General features: G+C 68.0%; 13 protein-coding genes, 1 pseudogene and 1 riboswitch. Of the genes and pseudogenes, 8 read left to right on the forward strand and 6 right to left on the reverse strand.

The genetic code is table 11. The features are described from left to right. Positions 1-86: 86 nt before the first annotated feature. A complete protein-coding gene (locus QFZ61_RS00440) occupies positions 87-908 on the reverse strand; it encodes a M23 family metallopeptidase (RefSeq protein WP_307032306.1) in 822 nt (273 codons plus the stop codon). Positions 909-912: 4 nt separating this feature from the next. Then, a riboswitch (cyclic di-AMP (ydaO/yuaA leader) is annotated at positions 913-1,171 on the reverse strand. A gap of 120 nt (positions 1,172-1,291) precedes the next feature. Further along, positions 1,292-1,987, reverse strand: coding sequence for a metal-dependent transcriptional regulator (locus tag QFZ61_RS00445; RefSeq protein ID WP_307032308.1), 696 nt, complete (start codon positions 1,985-1,987; stop codon positions 1,292-1,294). Between the two features lie 301 nt (positions 1,988-2,288). Here QFZ61_RS00445 and serC point away from each other — a divergent pair, with 301 nt between their 5' ends. Continuing rightward, entirely contained in the window at positions 2,289-3,419 is a 1,131-nt protein-coding gene (serC, locus tag QFZ61_RS00450) for a phosphoserine transaminase (RefSeq protein ID WP_307037934.1), read from the forward strand. A 23-nt stretch (positions 3,420-3,442) separates the two neighbouring features. On the opposite strand, the gene QFZ61_RS00455 is transcribed toward serC, so the two are convergent. The 3 genes and pseudogenes from QFZ61_RS00455 to QFZ61_RS00465 all read right to left on the reverse strand — a co-directional run bounded on the left by QFZ61_RS00455 (position 3,443) and on the right by QFZ61_RS00465 (position 5,920). Further along, entirely contained in the window at positions 3,443-4,795 is a 1,353-nt protein-coding gene (locus QFZ61_RS00455) for an MFS transporter (RefSeq protein ID WP_307032310.1), read from the reverse strand. Between the two features lie 319 nt (positions 4,796-5,114). Then, a pseudogene (locus tag QFZ61_RS00460) lies at positions 5,115-5,526 on the reverse strand (DUF3027 domain-containing protein); the annotation flags it as partial. Between the two features lie 10 nt (positions 5,527-5,536). Then, positions 5,537-5,920: a cold-shock protein gene (locus QFZ61_RS00465; RefSeq protein WP_307032312.1), complete on the reverse strand. Its 384-nt coding sequence runs from the start codon at positions 5,918-5,920 to the stop codon at positions 5,537-5,539. Positions 5,921-6,097: 177 nt separating this feature from the next. Between QFZ61_RS00465 and QFZ61_RS00470 the strand changes: the two genes are divergently transcribed. From QFZ61_RS00470 to QFZ61_RS00495, 6 genes are all read left to right on the forward strand, one after another. Beyond that, positions 6,098-6,331, forward strand: a complete 234-nt coding sequence (locus QFZ61_RS00470; RefSeq protein ID WP_307032314.1) for a hypothetical protein — start codon at positions 6,098-6,100, stop codon at positions 6,329-6,331. A 10-nt stretch (positions 6,332-6,341) separates the two neighbouring features. Then, positions 6,342-8,867: a helicase-associated domain-containing protein gene (locus QFZ61_RS00475; protein ID WP_307032316.1), complete on the forward strand. Its 2,526-nt coding sequence runs from the start codon at positions 6,342-6,344 to the stop codon at positions 8,865-8,867. Next, entirely contained in the window at positions 8,864-10,510 is a 1,647-nt protein-coding gene (locus QFZ61_RS00480) for a DNA repair helicase XPB (RefSeq protein WP_307032318.1), read from the forward strand. Before QFZ61_RS00475 ends, QFZ61_RS00480 begins: the two co-directional genes overlap by 4 nt. A 67-nt stretch (positions 10,511-10,577) precedes the next feature. Beyond that, positions 10,578-11,288 (forward strand): response regulator transcription factor, encoded by a 711-nt coding sequence (locus QFZ61_RS00485; RefSeq protein WP_307032319.1) that lies wholly within the window; start codon positions 10,578-10,580, stop codon positions 11,286-11,288. Between the two features lie 2 nt (positions 11,289-11,290). Beyond that, on the forward strand, positions 11,291-12,877 hold the full coding sequence (locus tag QFZ61_RS00490; protein ID WP_307032321.1) for a HAMP domain-containing sensor histidine kinase: 1,587 nt from the start codon (positions 11,291-11,293) through the stop codon (positions 12,875-12,877). Positions 12,878-13,055: 178 nt separating this feature from the next. After that, complete coding sequence (locus tag QFZ61_RS00495) at positions 13,056-13,343, forward strand: WXG100 family type VII secretion target (protein ID WP_307032323.1); 288 nt, start codon at positions 13,056-13,058, stop codon at positions 13,341-13,343. 3 nt (positions 13,344-13,346) lie between these two features. Here QFZ61_RS00495 and QFZ61_RS00500 read toward each other — a convergent pair whose 3' ends face one another. Then, positions 13,347-14,327: a ribonuclease HI family protein gene (locus QFZ61_RS00500; RefSeq protein ID WP_307032325.1), complete on the reverse strand. Its 981-nt coding sequence runs from the start codon at positions 14,325-14,327 to the stop codon at positions 13,347-13,349. A 131-nt stretch (positions 14,328-14,458) separates the two neighbouring features. On the opposite strand from QFZ61_RS00500, the gene QFZ61_RS00505 reads away from it, so the two are divergent. Further along, entirely contained in the window at positions 14,459-15,652 is a 1,194-nt protein-coding gene (locus QFZ61_RS00505) for a winged helix DNA-binding domain-containing protein (RefSeq protein WP_307032327.1), read from the forward strand. The last annotated feature ends 24 nt before the right edge of the window (positions 15,653-15,676 follow it).

Raw genomic sequence — 15,676 nt, forward strand, 5'->3', positions numbered from 1 at the left:
TGCTTCCTACGGTACAGCAGTTGGGACCAAATGTCACATTCAGATCACGGCGTGTCACATAAATGCGAGCAGTCCCTCGGCTCCTTTCAGAGCCAGCCCAGCGGATCCACGACGTCCCCGTTTACCATCACCTCGAAGTGGAGGTGGCAGCCGGTGGAAGCGCCGGTGGTCCCGCTCATCGCCACCACGTCGCCGCGGGAGACCTGCTGGCCCACGCGGACGTTGGAGGACGACAAGTGGTTGTACGTGGTCTCCAGGCCATTGCCATGGTCGATCACGACCCGGTTACCGCCCCCGTAGGGGTGCCAACCGGAAAAAGTTACGGTGCCGCTCGCGGCGGCGTGCACAGCGGTGCCGCACTGCGCGGCGTAGTCCTGGCCTCGGTGGAACTCCCCGACCGCGCCGGTGATGGGACTGACCCGGTAGCCGAACGGCGAGGCAGTGACCATGGAGTCAAGCGGCATGCCCAGGCTGCCGGCAGAGGCGGCCCGGGTGATGGTTCCGGCGGACTGTGCGCTCAGCAGCTGCTTGAGTTTGCCGTCCGGGTCACCCTTGGTGGTCACCGCGGTGCGGTTGAAGTCGATCTTGGCGTCTGCGGCTTTGACCTCGGGCTGCGCCGCGGCTGAAACGGACGTCGTCGTCGTCGCAGCGTCGGTGGCAACCGCCGGACCGGTAGCCGGAACGGCCACTGTGAGGACCAGACCGGTGGCCGCCAGGGCGATGCCGGCTTTCTGCCCCACACCGCTGACGGCGGCGAAGTCCGTCACCTGGCGGAAGGGGCTGCGCCGGCCGCGGCGCTCATCCCGGTGCGCATCCCGCGGGCGCTCGGCAAAGATGTCGGCGGCCGGGCGCGGCTCCGGAGCGGGACCGGTCGCACGACGGCGGCCCCGGACGGTCTGGGTGGTCAACTACGGTTCCTCTCTGGATAGCCTGCGAAGTTAGCTGTCGGATTCGGGTCAGAGAGCTCAAAGACCCGGTCCGCCGGTGCAAGCATCCAGGCGCAGGGGTATCCAGGCGCAGGGGTATCCAGGGGACGCCTCGTGCAGGTTGCTTGCCGCTAGCGGACTTCACCCCAAGGCTGTTGCATCAACAGCCGTTAGTGGTTCCCCCGCCTCTGCCAGAAGGTGACGCGCCCGGCTGATCCGCTGGCAGAGCTCGGCTTCGGATCAGATAACGCTTGTGTATCGGTACTAGTCGTCAACTATAGGGGATTAAGGCCTATAGTAATAATTTCGTTATCTCCTAGACGGGCTAGTAAACAGCACCCTTACGGTATGCTTTCTAGCTTCGTCTACCCGCGGGTAACAAAGACGTGGGCCGCGACCTCCGGCGGCAACTCCAGGGCGCCTTCAATGTCCGGAACCCGGACCGAGATGTACTCGCCGACGCGCTCGAGTGAAACGGTGGCCCCGGGCCGGATGCCGCCCTCGTCGAGTTGGACCAACAGCTCGGGCTCGACCTGGATGGGCTCGGCCAGTCGGCTGACCGTGATGCGTGAATCGGCGCCGTAGCCCGCCATCGCGTCCAGCAGATTGACGACGCCCTGAGGCGCTTCGCCCGGCGGCAGTCCGCCGAGTTCGGCAAGGCCCGGAATCGGGTTTCCATACGGGGACACCGTGGGGTGGTCCAGCATGTCGAAGATGCGCTGCTCGACCCGCTCGCTCATCACGTGTTCCCAGCGGCAGGCTTCCTCGTGGACGTAGGCCCAGTCGAGTCCGATGACATCCGCGAGCAACCGCTCCGCCAGACGGTGCTTGCGCATCACTTCGATGGCGCGCCTGCGGCCCGTCTGGGTCAGTTCGAGGTGCCGGTCGCCGGAGACAACCACGAGCCCGTCGCGCTCCATCCGGCCGACGGTCTGGGAAACGGTGGGGCCGGAGTGACGGAGCCGTTCGGCGATGCGAGCGCGGAGGGCGACGATGTTTTCTTCTTCAAGTTCCAGGATGGTCCGCAGATACATCTCGGTGGTATCGATCAGATCCGTCATTCAGCTCAGCTCCTCGAGCGCCGTCCTTGCGTCATTCCCACCGTACAGCGTGCAGGTATGCGCCCCGGCGAAATCCGCCGCACATCAGCGGCAAGCCTAGCCTATTTTGAATTAGTCCCGATAATCGACCGCCGCGGCGGCCCGGGCCGCCGCCGCAGGACCGGAGCCACCGGTGCGCGTCTCAGTGACCGGACTATGACGACCGTTTTTCCCGCCTGTGCCGGGCTGTCGGGCAGAATAAAGGCGGCCCTTAACCATGCGTCCCAGCCCCACCATGCACCCAGCCGAAATCGGAGCCACCGTGAGCGACACCAGCATCACTATTCCCGCGACCCTGCTGCCCAGGGACGGCCGGTTTGGCGCCGGCCCGTCCAAGGTCCGGCCGGAACAAATGGAGGCCCTGTCCGCCGCCTCGGCGACCCTGCTCGGCACTTCGCATCGGCAGGCGCCGGTCAAGAACCTCGTTGGCTCGGTCCGCTCCGGTCTTGGCGACTTCTTCCGCGCCCCCGACGGCTACGAGGTCATCCTCGGCGTCGGCGGTTCCACCGCCTTCTGGGACGTCGCCAGTTTCGGCCTGGTTGAGAACAAGGCGCAGCATTTGTCTTTCGGCGAATTCGGCTCTAAATTCGCCGCGGCCACCAACAAGGCTCCGTTCCTCGCGGAGTCCTCCATTATCAAGGCCGAGCCCGGTACCCGTCCCGAGGCCCGGGCCGAAGCGGGCGTGGACGTTTACGCCTGGCCGCAGAATGAGACTTCGACCGGCGTCGCCGCGCCCGTCAGGCGGGTCCCGGGTGCGGACAGCGGCTCGCTCGTCCTGGTTGACGCGACCTCCGCGGCCGGCGGCTTGGACGTCAACGTCGCTGAGTCGGATGTCTACTACTTCGCCCCGCAAAAGAATTTCGCGTCCGACGGCGGCCTGTGGCTGGGCCTGTTTTCCCCCGCCGCCCTGGAGCGCGCGGCACGGATCAAAGCCAGCGGCCGCTGGATCCCGGACTTCCTGGACCTCCAGACCGCCATCGACAATTCGCGGCTGAACCAGACCTATAACACCCCGGCGCTGGCCACCCTGGTGACGCTGGACGCGCAGGTCCAGTGGCTCAACGCCAACGGCGGGCTCGACTTTGCGGCAACCCGCACTGCCGACTCCGCTGGGCGCATCTACCGCTGGGCCGAGGCCTCTTCCTACTCCACACCCTTTGTGGCCAGGGCCGAAGACCGGTCCAACGTGATCGCCACCATCGACTTCGCGGACTCAATCGACGCCGCGGCCATTGCCAAAGTTCTGCGAGCCAACGGCATCGTCGACACCGAGCCGTACCGAAAACTGGGCCGGAATCAGCTGCGCATCGCCACCTTCGTGGCAATCGAACCCGACGACGTATCGGCGCTGCTTGACTGCATCGACTTCGTCGTAGGCGAGCTCACGAAGTAGCCTAAGGGTCCGAGCCGGACCCGTCAGCGGTCGACGGCGTCGCCCGGGTCTTTCTCCCGGACGGCGCCTTCGCTGTTTTCCGGCGGGACGGCGCCGGCTGGGCCGTTCGCCGGGGCCGCCGGGACAACGCGGAAGTACCGGAGCCCCCGCGCGCGGCGGTTGAAGGTGATCCGGAGCTGCTTGGCCCGGACGATCCACACCATGCCGATCAGGGCTGTGCTCAGTCCGGCGGCGGCGGCCACCCCCAGGGACCAGCGGGCACCGGCAACGTTCGCGACCCAGCCTACAAATGGGGCGCCGATGGGGGTGCCGCCCATGAAGATGGCCATGTACAGCGCCATCACGCGGCCGCGCATTACGGGGTCCGTCGTGGTCTGGACGTAGCCGTTGGCGCTGGTCATCATGGTGATGGCGAACAGGCCGACCGGCACCAGCGCGACGCCGAACCAGAAGTAGCTGGGTGCCAGCGCCGCGAGGCCCGAGGTGACGCCGAAGGCGCCGGCTGCCCCGAAAATCACGCGCAGCCTCGGGCGGCCCCGCCCGGCTGACAGCAGCGCTCCGGCGACAGAGCCGATGGCCATAATGGAGTTCATCAGGCCGAAGGCGCCGGCGTCGAGGCCGAACTCGGTCCCGACCATGGCCGCGATAAAGAGGACGAAGTTCAGGCCGAGGGTACCGACGATAAACACCGCCACCAGCACCACGACGATGTCGGGCCGGAACCGCACGTAGCGCAGGCCTTCGCGGATCCTGCCCTTGCCGGCCGGGGCCTTGGGCAGCTGCCGCAGCGAGGCCGCCGGGATTCTCGCCAGGCTGACAAGCAGGGCCACAAACGTAACCGTATTGACCAGGAACACCCAGCCTGGCCCGACGGCGACCGTCAGCACGCCCGCGACAGCCGGACCGATCATCCGCGCGACATTGAAGGAGGCGCTGTTGAGGGCGACGGCGTTGGGCAGGTAGTCGTCGCGCACGAGTTCGGAGACGAAGGTCTGCCGGACAGGGGCGTCCAGTGCGGAGACGACTCCGAGCAGGAGGGCGAAAATGTAGACGTGCCATAGCTGCGCGGCCCCGGAGAGCACCAGCAGCCCGAGCCCGGCGCTTAGCAGGGCCATCGCCGACTGGGTCAGGACCAGCAGCGTCTTGCGGTTGAAGCGGTCCGCGACCAGCCCGGCCACCGGGGCGAGGAAGAGTTGCGGGCCCAGCTGGAGGGCCATGGTGATGCCCATGGCTCCGGCGTCCTGCGCGCTGAGGTGGTCAAAGACCAGCCAGTCCTGCGCGGTGCGCTGCATCCAGGTCCCGATGTTGGAAACCAGGGCGCCGATAAACCAGATCCGGTAGTTCAGGATATGCAGCGATTTGAAGGTGGACCTCATGTCCCGGCCTCCCGCTGTCGTCCCCCGAACCGTGCCAAACCGCTAGTTGGCCTCGACGGCGCGGGCGAGTCCTGCCCGGTACCGAAATCGGCGTCCGTTGCGCCGCCGTCGCCTTCTTCCGCGCTGGATTCCTCCGCGCCGGTTTGCTCCGCGCCGGTTGCCTCCGTGCCTGGTTCCTCCGTGACGGGTTCCCCCGCGCCGGTTAGCTCGGCACCGGTTTCCTCAGCTGCATCCTCTTCCGGCCCGGTTTCCGGGCCCGCATCTTCTGCCGACTGGGCGTCAGCGTCTGCCGGCGTCCGCTCGGCTGCCGGCTGCTCTGCGGCTTCGTCCTGCTGGGCGTCCTCGGGCCGGACGCGTTCCGCCCACGGCACCCACTCCGGGGCCAGGATGGAGTCCTCGGAGGGCAGCAGACCGAGTTCGTCCACGGTGACCACCTTGGACCGTGAGTTGCGCGTGAGTACCGCGTACCACTGCCAGCCGCCGTACCCGGGCAGCTTGGACTCGAAGAGGTGCGTAACCAGACGGTCGCCTTCGCTCTTGACCGCCAGGTGGCGGCCCACCTGGCCGGCGGGGGCGATGCCCTCCACGGCGGCGCGGGCCACGTCGACCGAGGCGGCCAGGAAGGCGTCCGGCTTGCCGACGCGCCAGACCGGCACGCCGTAGCGCGGCTTGGATCCTGCCTTGGGACCGGCGGCGCCGGTGGCCGCGGGCTGTTCAGCTTCCGAAGTCATCGCCTTAGCCTTACGCGTCCAGCTCGTCGGCGACCTTACGAAGCGCGACGGCGATGGCCTTGGCCTTGTTGCCTTCCGGGTACTTACCCGCAGACAGCGTTCCGGAGAGGTTGTCCAGCACGCTGACCAGGTCCTGGACCAGCGGTGCGAGGTCCTTCGCGCTGGGCCGCTTGGCCTTGGCGATGGACGGAGTCTTGTCCAGCACTCGCAGCCCCAGGGCCTGGGCGCCCTTGCGGCCGTCGGCCACACCGAACTCCACCCGGGTTCCGGCCTTAAGCTCCGTTATGCCTTCGGGCAGCGCCGACTTGGGCAGGAAGACTTCCTGGCCGTCCTCGCCCGCGAGGAATCCGAAGCCCTTTTCCTTGTCATACCACTTGACCTTGCCGGTAGGCACGTAATCAACCTTCTTCGTTCTGCTTGGGACGCGGCCGGCGGCCACCGCATCCGCATTGATATGCGGGTTCAGGGTGTGGCTGCCTGGACCGTGTTGGTCTGTTCCTCCAAGGTTATCGTGCCTCGTCCACTTTGCGGTTTGAGGCGCGGACGCAGCCGGACTGTTAGCGTTGCCCCCATGACACCACAGCGCTTCCGGCGGCCCCTGTTAATTCTTGCCGCCGCCGTCGCCGCGCTCTCTTTAATCGCCGTCGGGGCCGTCATGGCTATGGCCTTTAACAACACGGTGGCCCCGGTATGGCTGACGTCCACCGCCCTGTACGGGCTGCCCGTGGCTTTCCTGCTGATGGCGGCTCTCGTGGTCGACGCCGTCGCAGCCCGCCGCCGCCCGCGGGACCAAAGCGAAAGGTAACGTTGGATTAATGTCCCGGATCCGCGCGCTCAGCAAGGAACTAGAGGCACGCAGCGACGACTCGTTGCGGGCCCTGTTCTCCGCGCGGCCGGACCTAATCTCCCCTCCGGTGCCGGACTTCTCCGCCCTCGCCGCGCGGGCCAGCAGCCGCGTGAGCGTTCAGCGGGTGCTGGAACGCCTGAACCGCCCCCAGATGCAGGTCCTTGAAACCCTCCACCTCTGCACCAACACCGACACCGGGCACAGCGCGTCCGCCGCGACGCTCAAGCGGCTGATCAACGGCTCCACCGTCGCCGCCCTGGAGCGGCTGCTCCATTCCTTGCAGGAACTGGCCCTCGTCCACCGCGCCGAAGCGCCGCACGGTGTGGCCGCAGCGGTGGCCCGGCAGCACCATTTCCTCCCAGTCGGCAGCCTCAAGGACGTCATCGGTATCTATCCGGCCGGGCTGGGGCGCAGCTACACGGAGCTGGTGCGACTGCAGCCGGCCTTCGCGCAGCGCGTCGTGCAGCTGGTCGGCGAACTGCACCGCACCGGCGCCGACATCGCCCCGGCCGCCACCCCGATGGAGGCTGCGCTGTCCCTGCAGCGCTGGACCGCCTCCCCCGAGTCGCTGCAAAGGCTGCTCGCCGGCGCGCCGGACCGGACGGCCGCCTTGCTTGCCCGCTTCGGGAACTGGGCCATGGGGGCCGTCCCGCAGGCCCAGCGGCGGGCGTCGGTGCTCCACGAGGGCAACGACGTCGGCCCCGTCGACTGGCTCCTGGCACGCGGGCTGCTGGTACCGCTGGACGCCGCCCACGTGGAGCTCCCACACAGCGTGGGCGTATCGCTGCGCGGCGGTTTCGTCATCGAGCACTTCGCCCTTAGTCCCCCGGTGCCGCAGCTGGGACTGACCAGCGCCGCCCTCCGCCGCAACGCCGCCCTCGGTGCCATCGCCGAAACCCTGAGGCTCGCCGGTGAACTGCTCTACGCGGTGCGGGAGCAGCCGCTCACCACCCTGCGCAGCGGCGGCGTCGGCGTCCGGGAGATGAAGCGCCTCGCCGACTCGTTGCGGATCGGCCAGCACGAAGCCGGCGTCCTTGTAGAGCTGTGCGCCCTCGCCGGCCTGCTGCGCCTGGACGTCGACAGCTCCGCGTGGATCCAGGCGCCGCAGCTGGAATGGTTGGCGCTGCCCCGGCAGGAACAGTGGCTCTGGCTGGTCAACGCCTGGCTGGCGAGCGAGCGGGTCCCCTCCCTGGTGGGCCAGCCGGTCAGCGGCGTCGCCACCGCGCCTGGGCACCGGAGTGCCGCCGGCAGCACCATCAACGCGCTCTCCGCGGAGGCGCAGCGCCCGGACGCCCCGGTGGTCCGGAAAAGGATCCTGGAAATTCTGCACGAACTCACGCTGGAAGCCGCCGCAGCGGACGGGCAGGCTCCGGTGCTGGATTCAGCCGCCGTCCTGGAGCGAGCCGACTGGTCCCAGCCGAGGATGGCGCGGCGCTTCAGTTCGCTTATCCGCGGCGTCCTGGCCGAAGCCGAGATGCTGGGCCTGGTCGGCTCCGGCGCGCTGAGCCAGATCGGCGCGGCCATCGCCGTCGAGCAACCGGACGAGGCCTTGGCGATCCTGGGCGAGCACCTGCCCGCAGCACTGAACCATGTGCTGCTGCAGGCGGACCTGACCGCCGTCGCGCCCGGGTACCTGGATCCGGGACTGAGCGAGAAGCTGCTGACCATGTCCGACGCCGAAGGCCAGGGCCCGGCCACCATCTACCGTTTTTCGGTCTCCTCGGTGCGGCGGGCGCTCGACGCCGGGCAGGATGCCCTGGCGCTGTTGGACTTCCTGCGCGAGCACTCGGCCACCCCGGTACCGCAGCCGCTGCAATACCTGATCGAGGACACCGCCGCACGCCACGCCCGGCTCCGCGTAGGTCCGGCTGCGAGCTTCATCCAAAGCGAGGACGAAACTGCCCTGCTGGAACTCCTGAACACCTCCGCGGCCTCGGGCCTGGCCCTGGTCCGGATCGCCCCGACCGTCCTGGTTTCGCCAGCCGCTCCCCGGGAGGCTGCCCAGGTGCTGCGAAGTATGGGCCTCTCCCCTGCGCTGGATGATTCCGGTGCCGCCGTCGTGCGGCTGCGCCGGAGCGCCGCCGTGCCGGGCAGCGCTCGGCCGGTCTACACCGCGCCGCGCACGGCCCCCGCTGACGCCGACGTCGACGCCCAGCTCGCCGTGCTGCGCGACGGCCGCGCTCCGGCCGATTCGAGCCATGCCGGCACCGGAGCCGCGCCGGGTAGGCACGGGACTCCGGGGGCTCCCGGGGCTCCCGGAGGCGAGGCCGCCACGCAGCTGGGACTGGAAACTTTGCAGAAGGCCATCCGGCTCAAGCAGCGGGTGGTGATGAACGTCGTAGACAGCATGGGGAATGCCACCCGCGAAACCGTTGTTCCGGTAGCAGTGAGTGGCGGGCGGGTGCGGGTTTTTGACCCTGCCAAGGACACCGAACGGGTGCTGTCCCTCCACCGGATCATCGATGTCGAGGCTACCGAGGAACTGCTCCAGTGAATGACGGACCGCTGATCGTCCAGAGCGACAAAACCATCCTGCTGGAAGTGGACCACGAGCAGGCCACAGAGGCGCGCCACGCGATCGCGGCGTTCGCCGAGCTGGAACGGGCGCCGGAACACGTCCACAGCTACCGCCTCACGCCGCTGGGCCTCTGGAATGCGCGCGCGGCCGGGCTGGACGCGGAGCAGGTGCTGGACACCCTGCTCAAGTATTCGCGGTTCCCGGTGCCGCATTCGCTGCTGATCGACATCGAGGAAACCATGTCCCGCTACGGCCGGCTGCGGCTGGAGAAGGACCCGCAGCACGGCCTGGTCATGCGCACCTCCGACTACCCGGTCCTTGAAGAGGTCAGCCGCGCCAAGAAGATCGCCCCGCTGCTGGGACCCCGTATCGACGGCGAGACCGTGGTCGTGCACTCTTCCCAGCGCGGCCAGCTCAAGCAGCTGCTGCTTAAGATCGGCTGGCCTGCCGAAGACTTCGCCGGCTACGTCGACGGCACCCCGCACCCCATCATGCTCAACGAATCCGGCTGGAAGCTCCGGCCGTACCAGCAGCTGGCCACGGAAAACTTCTGGGCCGGCGGCAGCGGCGTCGTCGTACTCCCCTGCGGTGCCGGCAAAACCCTGGTGGGCGCCGCGGCGATGGCCACCAGTTCCACCACCACGCTGATCCTGGTGACGAACACGGTCTCCGCCCGGCAGTGGAAGGACGAGCTGCTGAAGCGGACCTCCCTGACCGAGGAGGAGATCGGCGAATACTCCGGATCCGTCAAGGAAGTCCGTCCCGTCACGATCGCGACCTACCAGGTCCTCACCACCAAGCGCGGCGGCATCTATCCGCACCTGGAACTGGTGGACGGCAACGACTGGGGTTTGATCATCTACGACGAGGTCCACCTGCTGCCGGCGCCGATCTTCCGGATGACCGCGGACCTGCAGGCCCGCCGCCGCCTCGGCCTGACCGCCACCCTGGTCCGGGAGGACGGCCGCGAGGGCGAGGTCTTCAGCCTGATCGGGCCCAAACGCTACGACGCCCCGTGGAAGGACATCGAGGCGCAGGGCTACATTGCGCCGGCGGACTGCGTGGAGGTCCGGGTGGACCTGCCCCGGGACGAGCGGGTTGCGTACGCCATGGCGGAGGACGCGGACAAGTACCGGCTCTGCGCCACCTCCGAAACCAAGACCGGGATTGTGGAGCGGCTGGTAGCCGAGCACGCCGGGGAGCAGCTCCTGGTGATCGGGCAGTACATCGACCAGCTCGACGAGATCGGTGAACGGCTGCAGGCGCCCGTGATCAAGGGTGACACCTCGGTGAAGGAACGGCAGCGGCTCTTCGACGCGTTCCGCGCCGGTCAGGTCCAGACGCTGGTGGTGTCCAAGGTCGCCAACTTCTCCATCGACCTGCCGGAGGCCTCGGTGGCGATCCAGGTTTCCGGGTCCTTCGGCTCCCGCCAGGAAGAAGCGCAGCGGCTGGGCCGGCTGCTGCGGCCCAAGCAGGACGGCCGGGCCGCACGCTTTTATTCACTCGTGGCGCGGGACACCCTGGACCAGGACTTCGCCGCCAAACGGCAGCGCTTCCTCGCCGAGCAGGGCTACGCATACCGGATCATGGACGCCAAGGACGTCGGCGCCGAGAGCTGACCGCCATCCACGCAACACACATCAGACTCCCAGAAAACTCTCAGTGACTGGGAGGATTATGGGAACTATGAAAAAGAACGGACCCGAAGCAAAGCTGCTCGTTGTCGATGACGAACCCAACATCCGCGAGCTGCTGTCCACCTCTTTGCGCTTCGCCGGGTTCGAGGTCGTCTCCGCCGGCACCGGGCGCGATGCCCTCGCGGCGGCGGAAACTCACGCGCCCGATCTCGCCGTACTGGACGTGATGCTGCCGGATATGGACGGGTTCACCGTCACCCGCCGGTTGCGCGCCTCCGGCAAGCACTTCCCCGTGCTGTTCCTCACCGCGAAGGATGACACCGAGGACAAGGTCACCGGGCTGACCGTCGGCGGCGACGACTACGTCACCAAGCCCTTCAGCCTGGACGAAGTGGTGGCCCGCATCCGTGCCGTGCTGCGCCGCACCCAGCCGATCCAGGACGACGACGCCGTCATCCGCGTTGATGACCTCGAGCTCGACGACGACGCCCACGAGGTGCGCCGTGGCGGCACAGTGATCGAGCTGTCGCCGACCGAGTTCAAGCTGCTCCGCTACCTGATGCTCAACCCCAACCGGGTGCTCTCCAAGGCCCAGATCCTGGACCACGTCTGGGAATACGACTTCAACGGGGACGCCTCGATCGTGGAGTCCTACATCTCCTACCTCCGGCGCAAGGTCGACATCGACCCCTCGGCTCCGGCCCTGATCCAGACCAAGCGGGGCGTCGGCTACGTGCTGCGGACGGCTGAAAAGCGCTGACCTTGCTGCAGCGTTGGAAGGCAGCCTCGCTGCGGTCGCAGCTGGTCGCGATCATGATGGCGCTGATGCTGGTGGCACTCACAGCCACCGGCGCCGGCACCCTCGCCCTGTTGCACAGTTATCTGCAGGGCCAGGTCGATGACAAGCTCAAGGCCGCCGTCGGGACCGCCCGCCAGCAGCAGTCCTTCAGCCAGCTGCAGGACCAGAACCCCAACGTTCCCACCGATTACTCGCTGATGCTCTTCAGCCCCGGCCAGCCGGCCTATCCCTTCGGCGGCAGCAGGGATTCCCATCCGGCGATCAGCAGCATCAGCCCGGACGAGGCCCATGACCGCGGCGAGGTTCCGTTCCAGGTGCGCGGCACCGACGGGCGCAACTGGCGGGCAGTGGCGGTGAACGTGCTGGACGGCAACCAGCGCCCGGCCGTCGTGGTGATCGGGCTGCCGCTGTACCCGGTGGATTCGGTGATGGAGCACGCCGCGCTGGTCGTCGCCGGGGTGGGGCTGCTGACCCTGGTCCTGGCCTTCTTCATTGCGACGTGGACTGTTAGCCGGTCCTTCCGCCCGCTGGCCCGGGTGGAGAAGACCGCTGCTGCGATCGCCGCAGGTGACCTCTCCCGCCGCGTGGAGGTGGAAAACCCTGACACCGAGGTCGGCCGCCTGAGCCGGTCCCTGAACGCCATGCTGGCGCACATCGAATCCGCCTTCGCCGCGAAAATGGCCTCCGAGGCAAAGATGCGCCGCTTCGCTGCCGACGCCTCACATGAACTGCGCACTCCGCTGGTGACGATCCGCGGCTTCTCCGAGCTCTACCGGCAGGGCGCCCTCACCACCCCCGAGGATGTCGCCACCGCGATGGGCCGGATCGAGAGCGAGGCCAAACGGATGGGCGCCATGGTCGAGGACCTGCTGCTGCTCGCTCGGATCGACGAGCAGCGCCCCCTGCAGCAGAAGCCGGTGGACCTGCTGCTGCTCGCCCACGACGCTGTGGTGGACACCCAGGCGAGCGACCGGAGCCGGGTGATCGCGCTACGCGGGCTCGACGGCGGCCCCGGCTCGACGGCCCCCGTGCTGGGCGATGAAGCCAAGCTGCGCCAGGTGATCGGGAACCTGGTGAGCAACGCGCTGCGTTACACGCCCGATGGCAGCCCGATTGAACTGGCAGTCGGGGTCCGCGCCGATGCCGACGGAGCGCGCCGTTCGGTGATTGAGGTTATCGACCACGGGCCGGGCGTTTCCGAGGAGGAAGCCGCCCGGATCTTCGAGCGGTTCTACCGCGCCGACACCTCTCGGACCCGGGAAACCGGCGGCAGCGGCCTTGGGCTGGCGATCGTGGCCGCCATCGTCGGCGCGTTCTCGGGCACCGTCCGTGTGCAGCCGACCGACGGCGGCGGCGCGAGCCTGGTGGTCAGCCTGCCGTTCCTGGCCGATTCAGGGCACCCGGAGCACCCGGAGGCCCACGAGGCCCCGGATTCGTCCGTCGCTTTCGAGGCGGGGGCTTCCGGGCCGTCCGTTCAAGCAGCCGCGGAGGCGCCTGCAGGAGGCCTTCCGGACTCACCTGCGGGTAGCCGCCCGGACTTGTCCACATAGCGGGTTTTCCCGCTGCGGCCGGTGCGCGCCGTTGCCTACGCTCGAAGAGTCCGGAAAGTCCGGATACCTCCACCACAGGCAGCCGGGATCTCGTTCCGCCTGACAAAGCGGCCTTCGACAACGCGGCGTCAGTCATCGCGGGATACCCGGCTGCCTGCCCGTTCGAAAGGCCACCTTCATGAGTATCATTTCCGTCGATACCGAACTGCTCCAGCTCAAGTCCGCCAACGTCCAGGCGACGGTCGAAAGAATCAGCGCCGACGTGCAAGCGATGAAACGCGGGCTGGACGAACTGCAGACAAGCTGGCGCGGCGCGGCCGCCACCAACTTCCAGGCCTTGCTGGCGGAGTGGGCCCTAACCCAGGGAAAGGTCGAGGCTTCGCTGGCCTCGATCAATCTGGCACTCAATTCCGCTGCCGCGAACTACGCCCAGGCCGAACTGAACAACGCCCAGCGGTTCGGGTAGTGCCTACGCCTCTGCGGTGCCCTGGTGGAAGCGGAGCCGCCACTGGGTCCCGTCCAGGACCCACAGGGAGCTGCGCAGAACCGTGCCGGAGCGGGCATGGCTGCGGTAGGTGAGCAGCACGGTATCCGCGCCTAGGCGCTCCGCAGCCAGCAGCTCGAGCGCCGCCGGTGCCCCGGGGTCTTCCTCAAGCGCCATCATGACCTCGTCGCGGGTCCAGAGACGTCCGGAGCTGCCGATTTCGGTGAAGTTAGGGTGAAGCAGCACTCCGGTGCGGCCCAGGTCTGACCGGGTCTCCGGCAACAGCAGTTCCCGCTCCAGCGCCTCGACGATCGTCTCCGGAGCCTGGTCCGCGGAAGCGTCCCCGGCACGGGCTTGTTCCTCCAGCTCGCTGAAGAGGTCAGGTTCATCGAACAGCCCCGACTCGCCGAACAGGGCGGGTTCCCCGACGAACGCAGACGTCATCTTCGCGGCCGGAGCGGCGGCGGGCGCCTGCTGCGGGACGGGTGCGGCCTCCCCGGCGCGGACGAAGCCGGGCCCCTGCCGGGCGGCGACGCCCTGCTGGTAGGCGAGGGCAACGGCGCGTGCCCGCTCATCGGCGGCCTCGTTAAGCTCGTGGCCGGCGTGTCCGCGGACCCATTCGAAGGTGTATTTGCGTCCGGCCAGCGCCTGGTCGATTTCCTTGAGCAGCTCGACGTTGAGCACCGGCTTGCCGTCGGACTTCCGCCAGCCCTTCCGCTTCCAGCCCGGCATCCATTTGGTCACCGAGTTGATCACGTACTGGCTGTCGCACAAGATGTGCAGGTCTTCACCCGCGAGGTGCGCCGTGGCCCGGAACAGGTCCAGTACGGCCATCAACTCGCCCTGGTTGTTGGTCCCGTGGGGCCAGCCGCCGGCGTGCCAGCACTCGTCGTTCACGTACCAGGCCCAGCCGGCCGGACCGGGATTTCCTAGGGCCGAACCGTCGGCCGCTGCTGTAATCGTCACTGCACTATCCTGCCAGACTGCAACGCACCATCCGGCTTCCGCACGGGTGTGGGTCCGGCCGTTGTCCCCGGTCCGGCCCTCCCCCGGGACGCAGAACGGCACGCAGACCGGCCGGTGGGCGGCGTTACGATATGCCAGTGATCAGGGTTTCCAAGGACGACGTCGTGGCGTTCCGGCTGGGCGCCCATTACCTCAACGAACGGCTGGGCGAGGGCGGGCTGCTGGACGCGGCTGGCCGGTGCGGGATTCAGAACAGCCCGCCCGGATCGGCGTTGCTTGCCTTGCACGCCAGGGTGCGAAGCGTCACGCAAGAGCGGGTGGCCCAGGCAGTGGCCGGAGAGAAAAGCCTGCTGCAGACCTGGTGCATGCGCGGCTCGCCGTTCTACTTTCCGGCCTCGGACGCACCGGTGTTCACCACCGGGATGCTTCCGCCGACCGAGGAGGCGATGCGCCATCTCGTTCCCGGCGTGGAACCTGCGCTCAAGCTACTCGGCATGAACCTGATCGAGACGGTGGAGCTGGCCGGCGCCGAGATCGGTGCCGTGCTGGCCGGACGCAGGCTTGCCATCGACGAATTGGGCGCGGAGATCGCTGGGCGGATTGCCCACAGGCTGCCGAAACGGCAACGCGGCATCTGGGAACAGGAAGGCCCCTACGCCCCGGGGCTACCGCTCGGCGAAGGTGTCGTTCATTTCTGTGTCCGCATCCTCGCGCTGCAGGGGGTGGTCTGCTTCGCGCCGCGCGCCGGGAACAAGGCACCGTTCGTCCTCGTCGAGGAGTGGCTTGGCCGTTCCATCCCGGACGTCGACCCGAACCTCGCACGCGCCGAACTGCTTCGCCGCTTCCTGCGCTGCTACGGACCGTCCACGCGCGGGGACTTCGCCGTGTGGGCGGGTTTCCACGCCAGCGACACCGACCCCTGGTGGAACCTTTTGGGCGACGAGCTGACGCCGGTCGAGTTCGGCCGCACGTCGTGGATCCTCACCGAGGATCTGGACGCACTACGGTCGGCACCGATGCCGGCCGGGGCGCGCCTCCTTCCGCCTCACGATCCTTTCACCCAGATGCCCGACCGCCGGACGATCGTCGACCGTCAGTACCACCGAGAGGTATGGAAGAGGGTCGGCCAGCCGGGCGCGGTCCTCGTGAATGGTGAAATCACCGGCACATGGAGTCCGCGTAAGAGCGGTCGGAGACTGGCGGTCACTGTCAAAACGTTCGGCTTACTGACGGATCGGGCCAAGAAGTCACTTCAGGCCGAGGCCGAGCAGCTCGCGCCGTTGCGCGGGGCGTCGGCCGTTGAGGTCCAGTTCCGTACCTACTGAACGGCACATCCCGGGCGCGGAGCC

The organism is Arthrobacter sp. B3I4 (genome assembly GCF_030816855.1).
GTDB lineage: Bacteria > Actinomycetota > Actinomycetes > Actinomycetales > Micrococcaceae > Arthrobacter.

Coding starts and splice junctions, on each gene's coding strand:
- QFZ61_RS00470 (WP_307032314.1), top strand. CDS start 6,098: ATGACACCACAGCGCTTCCGGCGGCCCCTGTTAATTCTTGCCGCCGCC.
- QFZ61_RS00485 (WP_307032319.1), top strand. CDS start 10,578: ATGAAAAAGAACGGACCCGAAGCAAAGCTGCTCGTTGTCGATGACGAA.
- QFZ61_RS00445 (WP_307032308.1), bottom strand. CDS start 1,987: ATGACGGATCTGATCGATACCACCGAGATGTATCTGCGGACCATCCTG.
- QFZ61_RS00495 (WP_307032323.1), top strand. CDS start 13,056: ATGAGTATCATTTCCGTCGATACCGAACTGCTCCAGCTCAAGTCCGCC.
- QFZ61_RS00475 (WP_307032316.1), top strand. CDS start 6,342: ATGTCCCGGATCCGCGCGCTCAGCAAGGAACTAGAGGCACGCAGCGAC.
- QFZ61_RS00455 (WP_307032310.1), bottom strand. CDS start 4,795: ATGAGGTCCACCTTCAAATCGCTGCATATCCTGAACTACCGGATCTGG.
- QFZ61_RS00505 (WP_307032327.1), top strand. CDS start 14,459: ATGCCAGTGATCAGGGTTTCCAAGGACGACGTCGTGGCGTTCCGGCTG.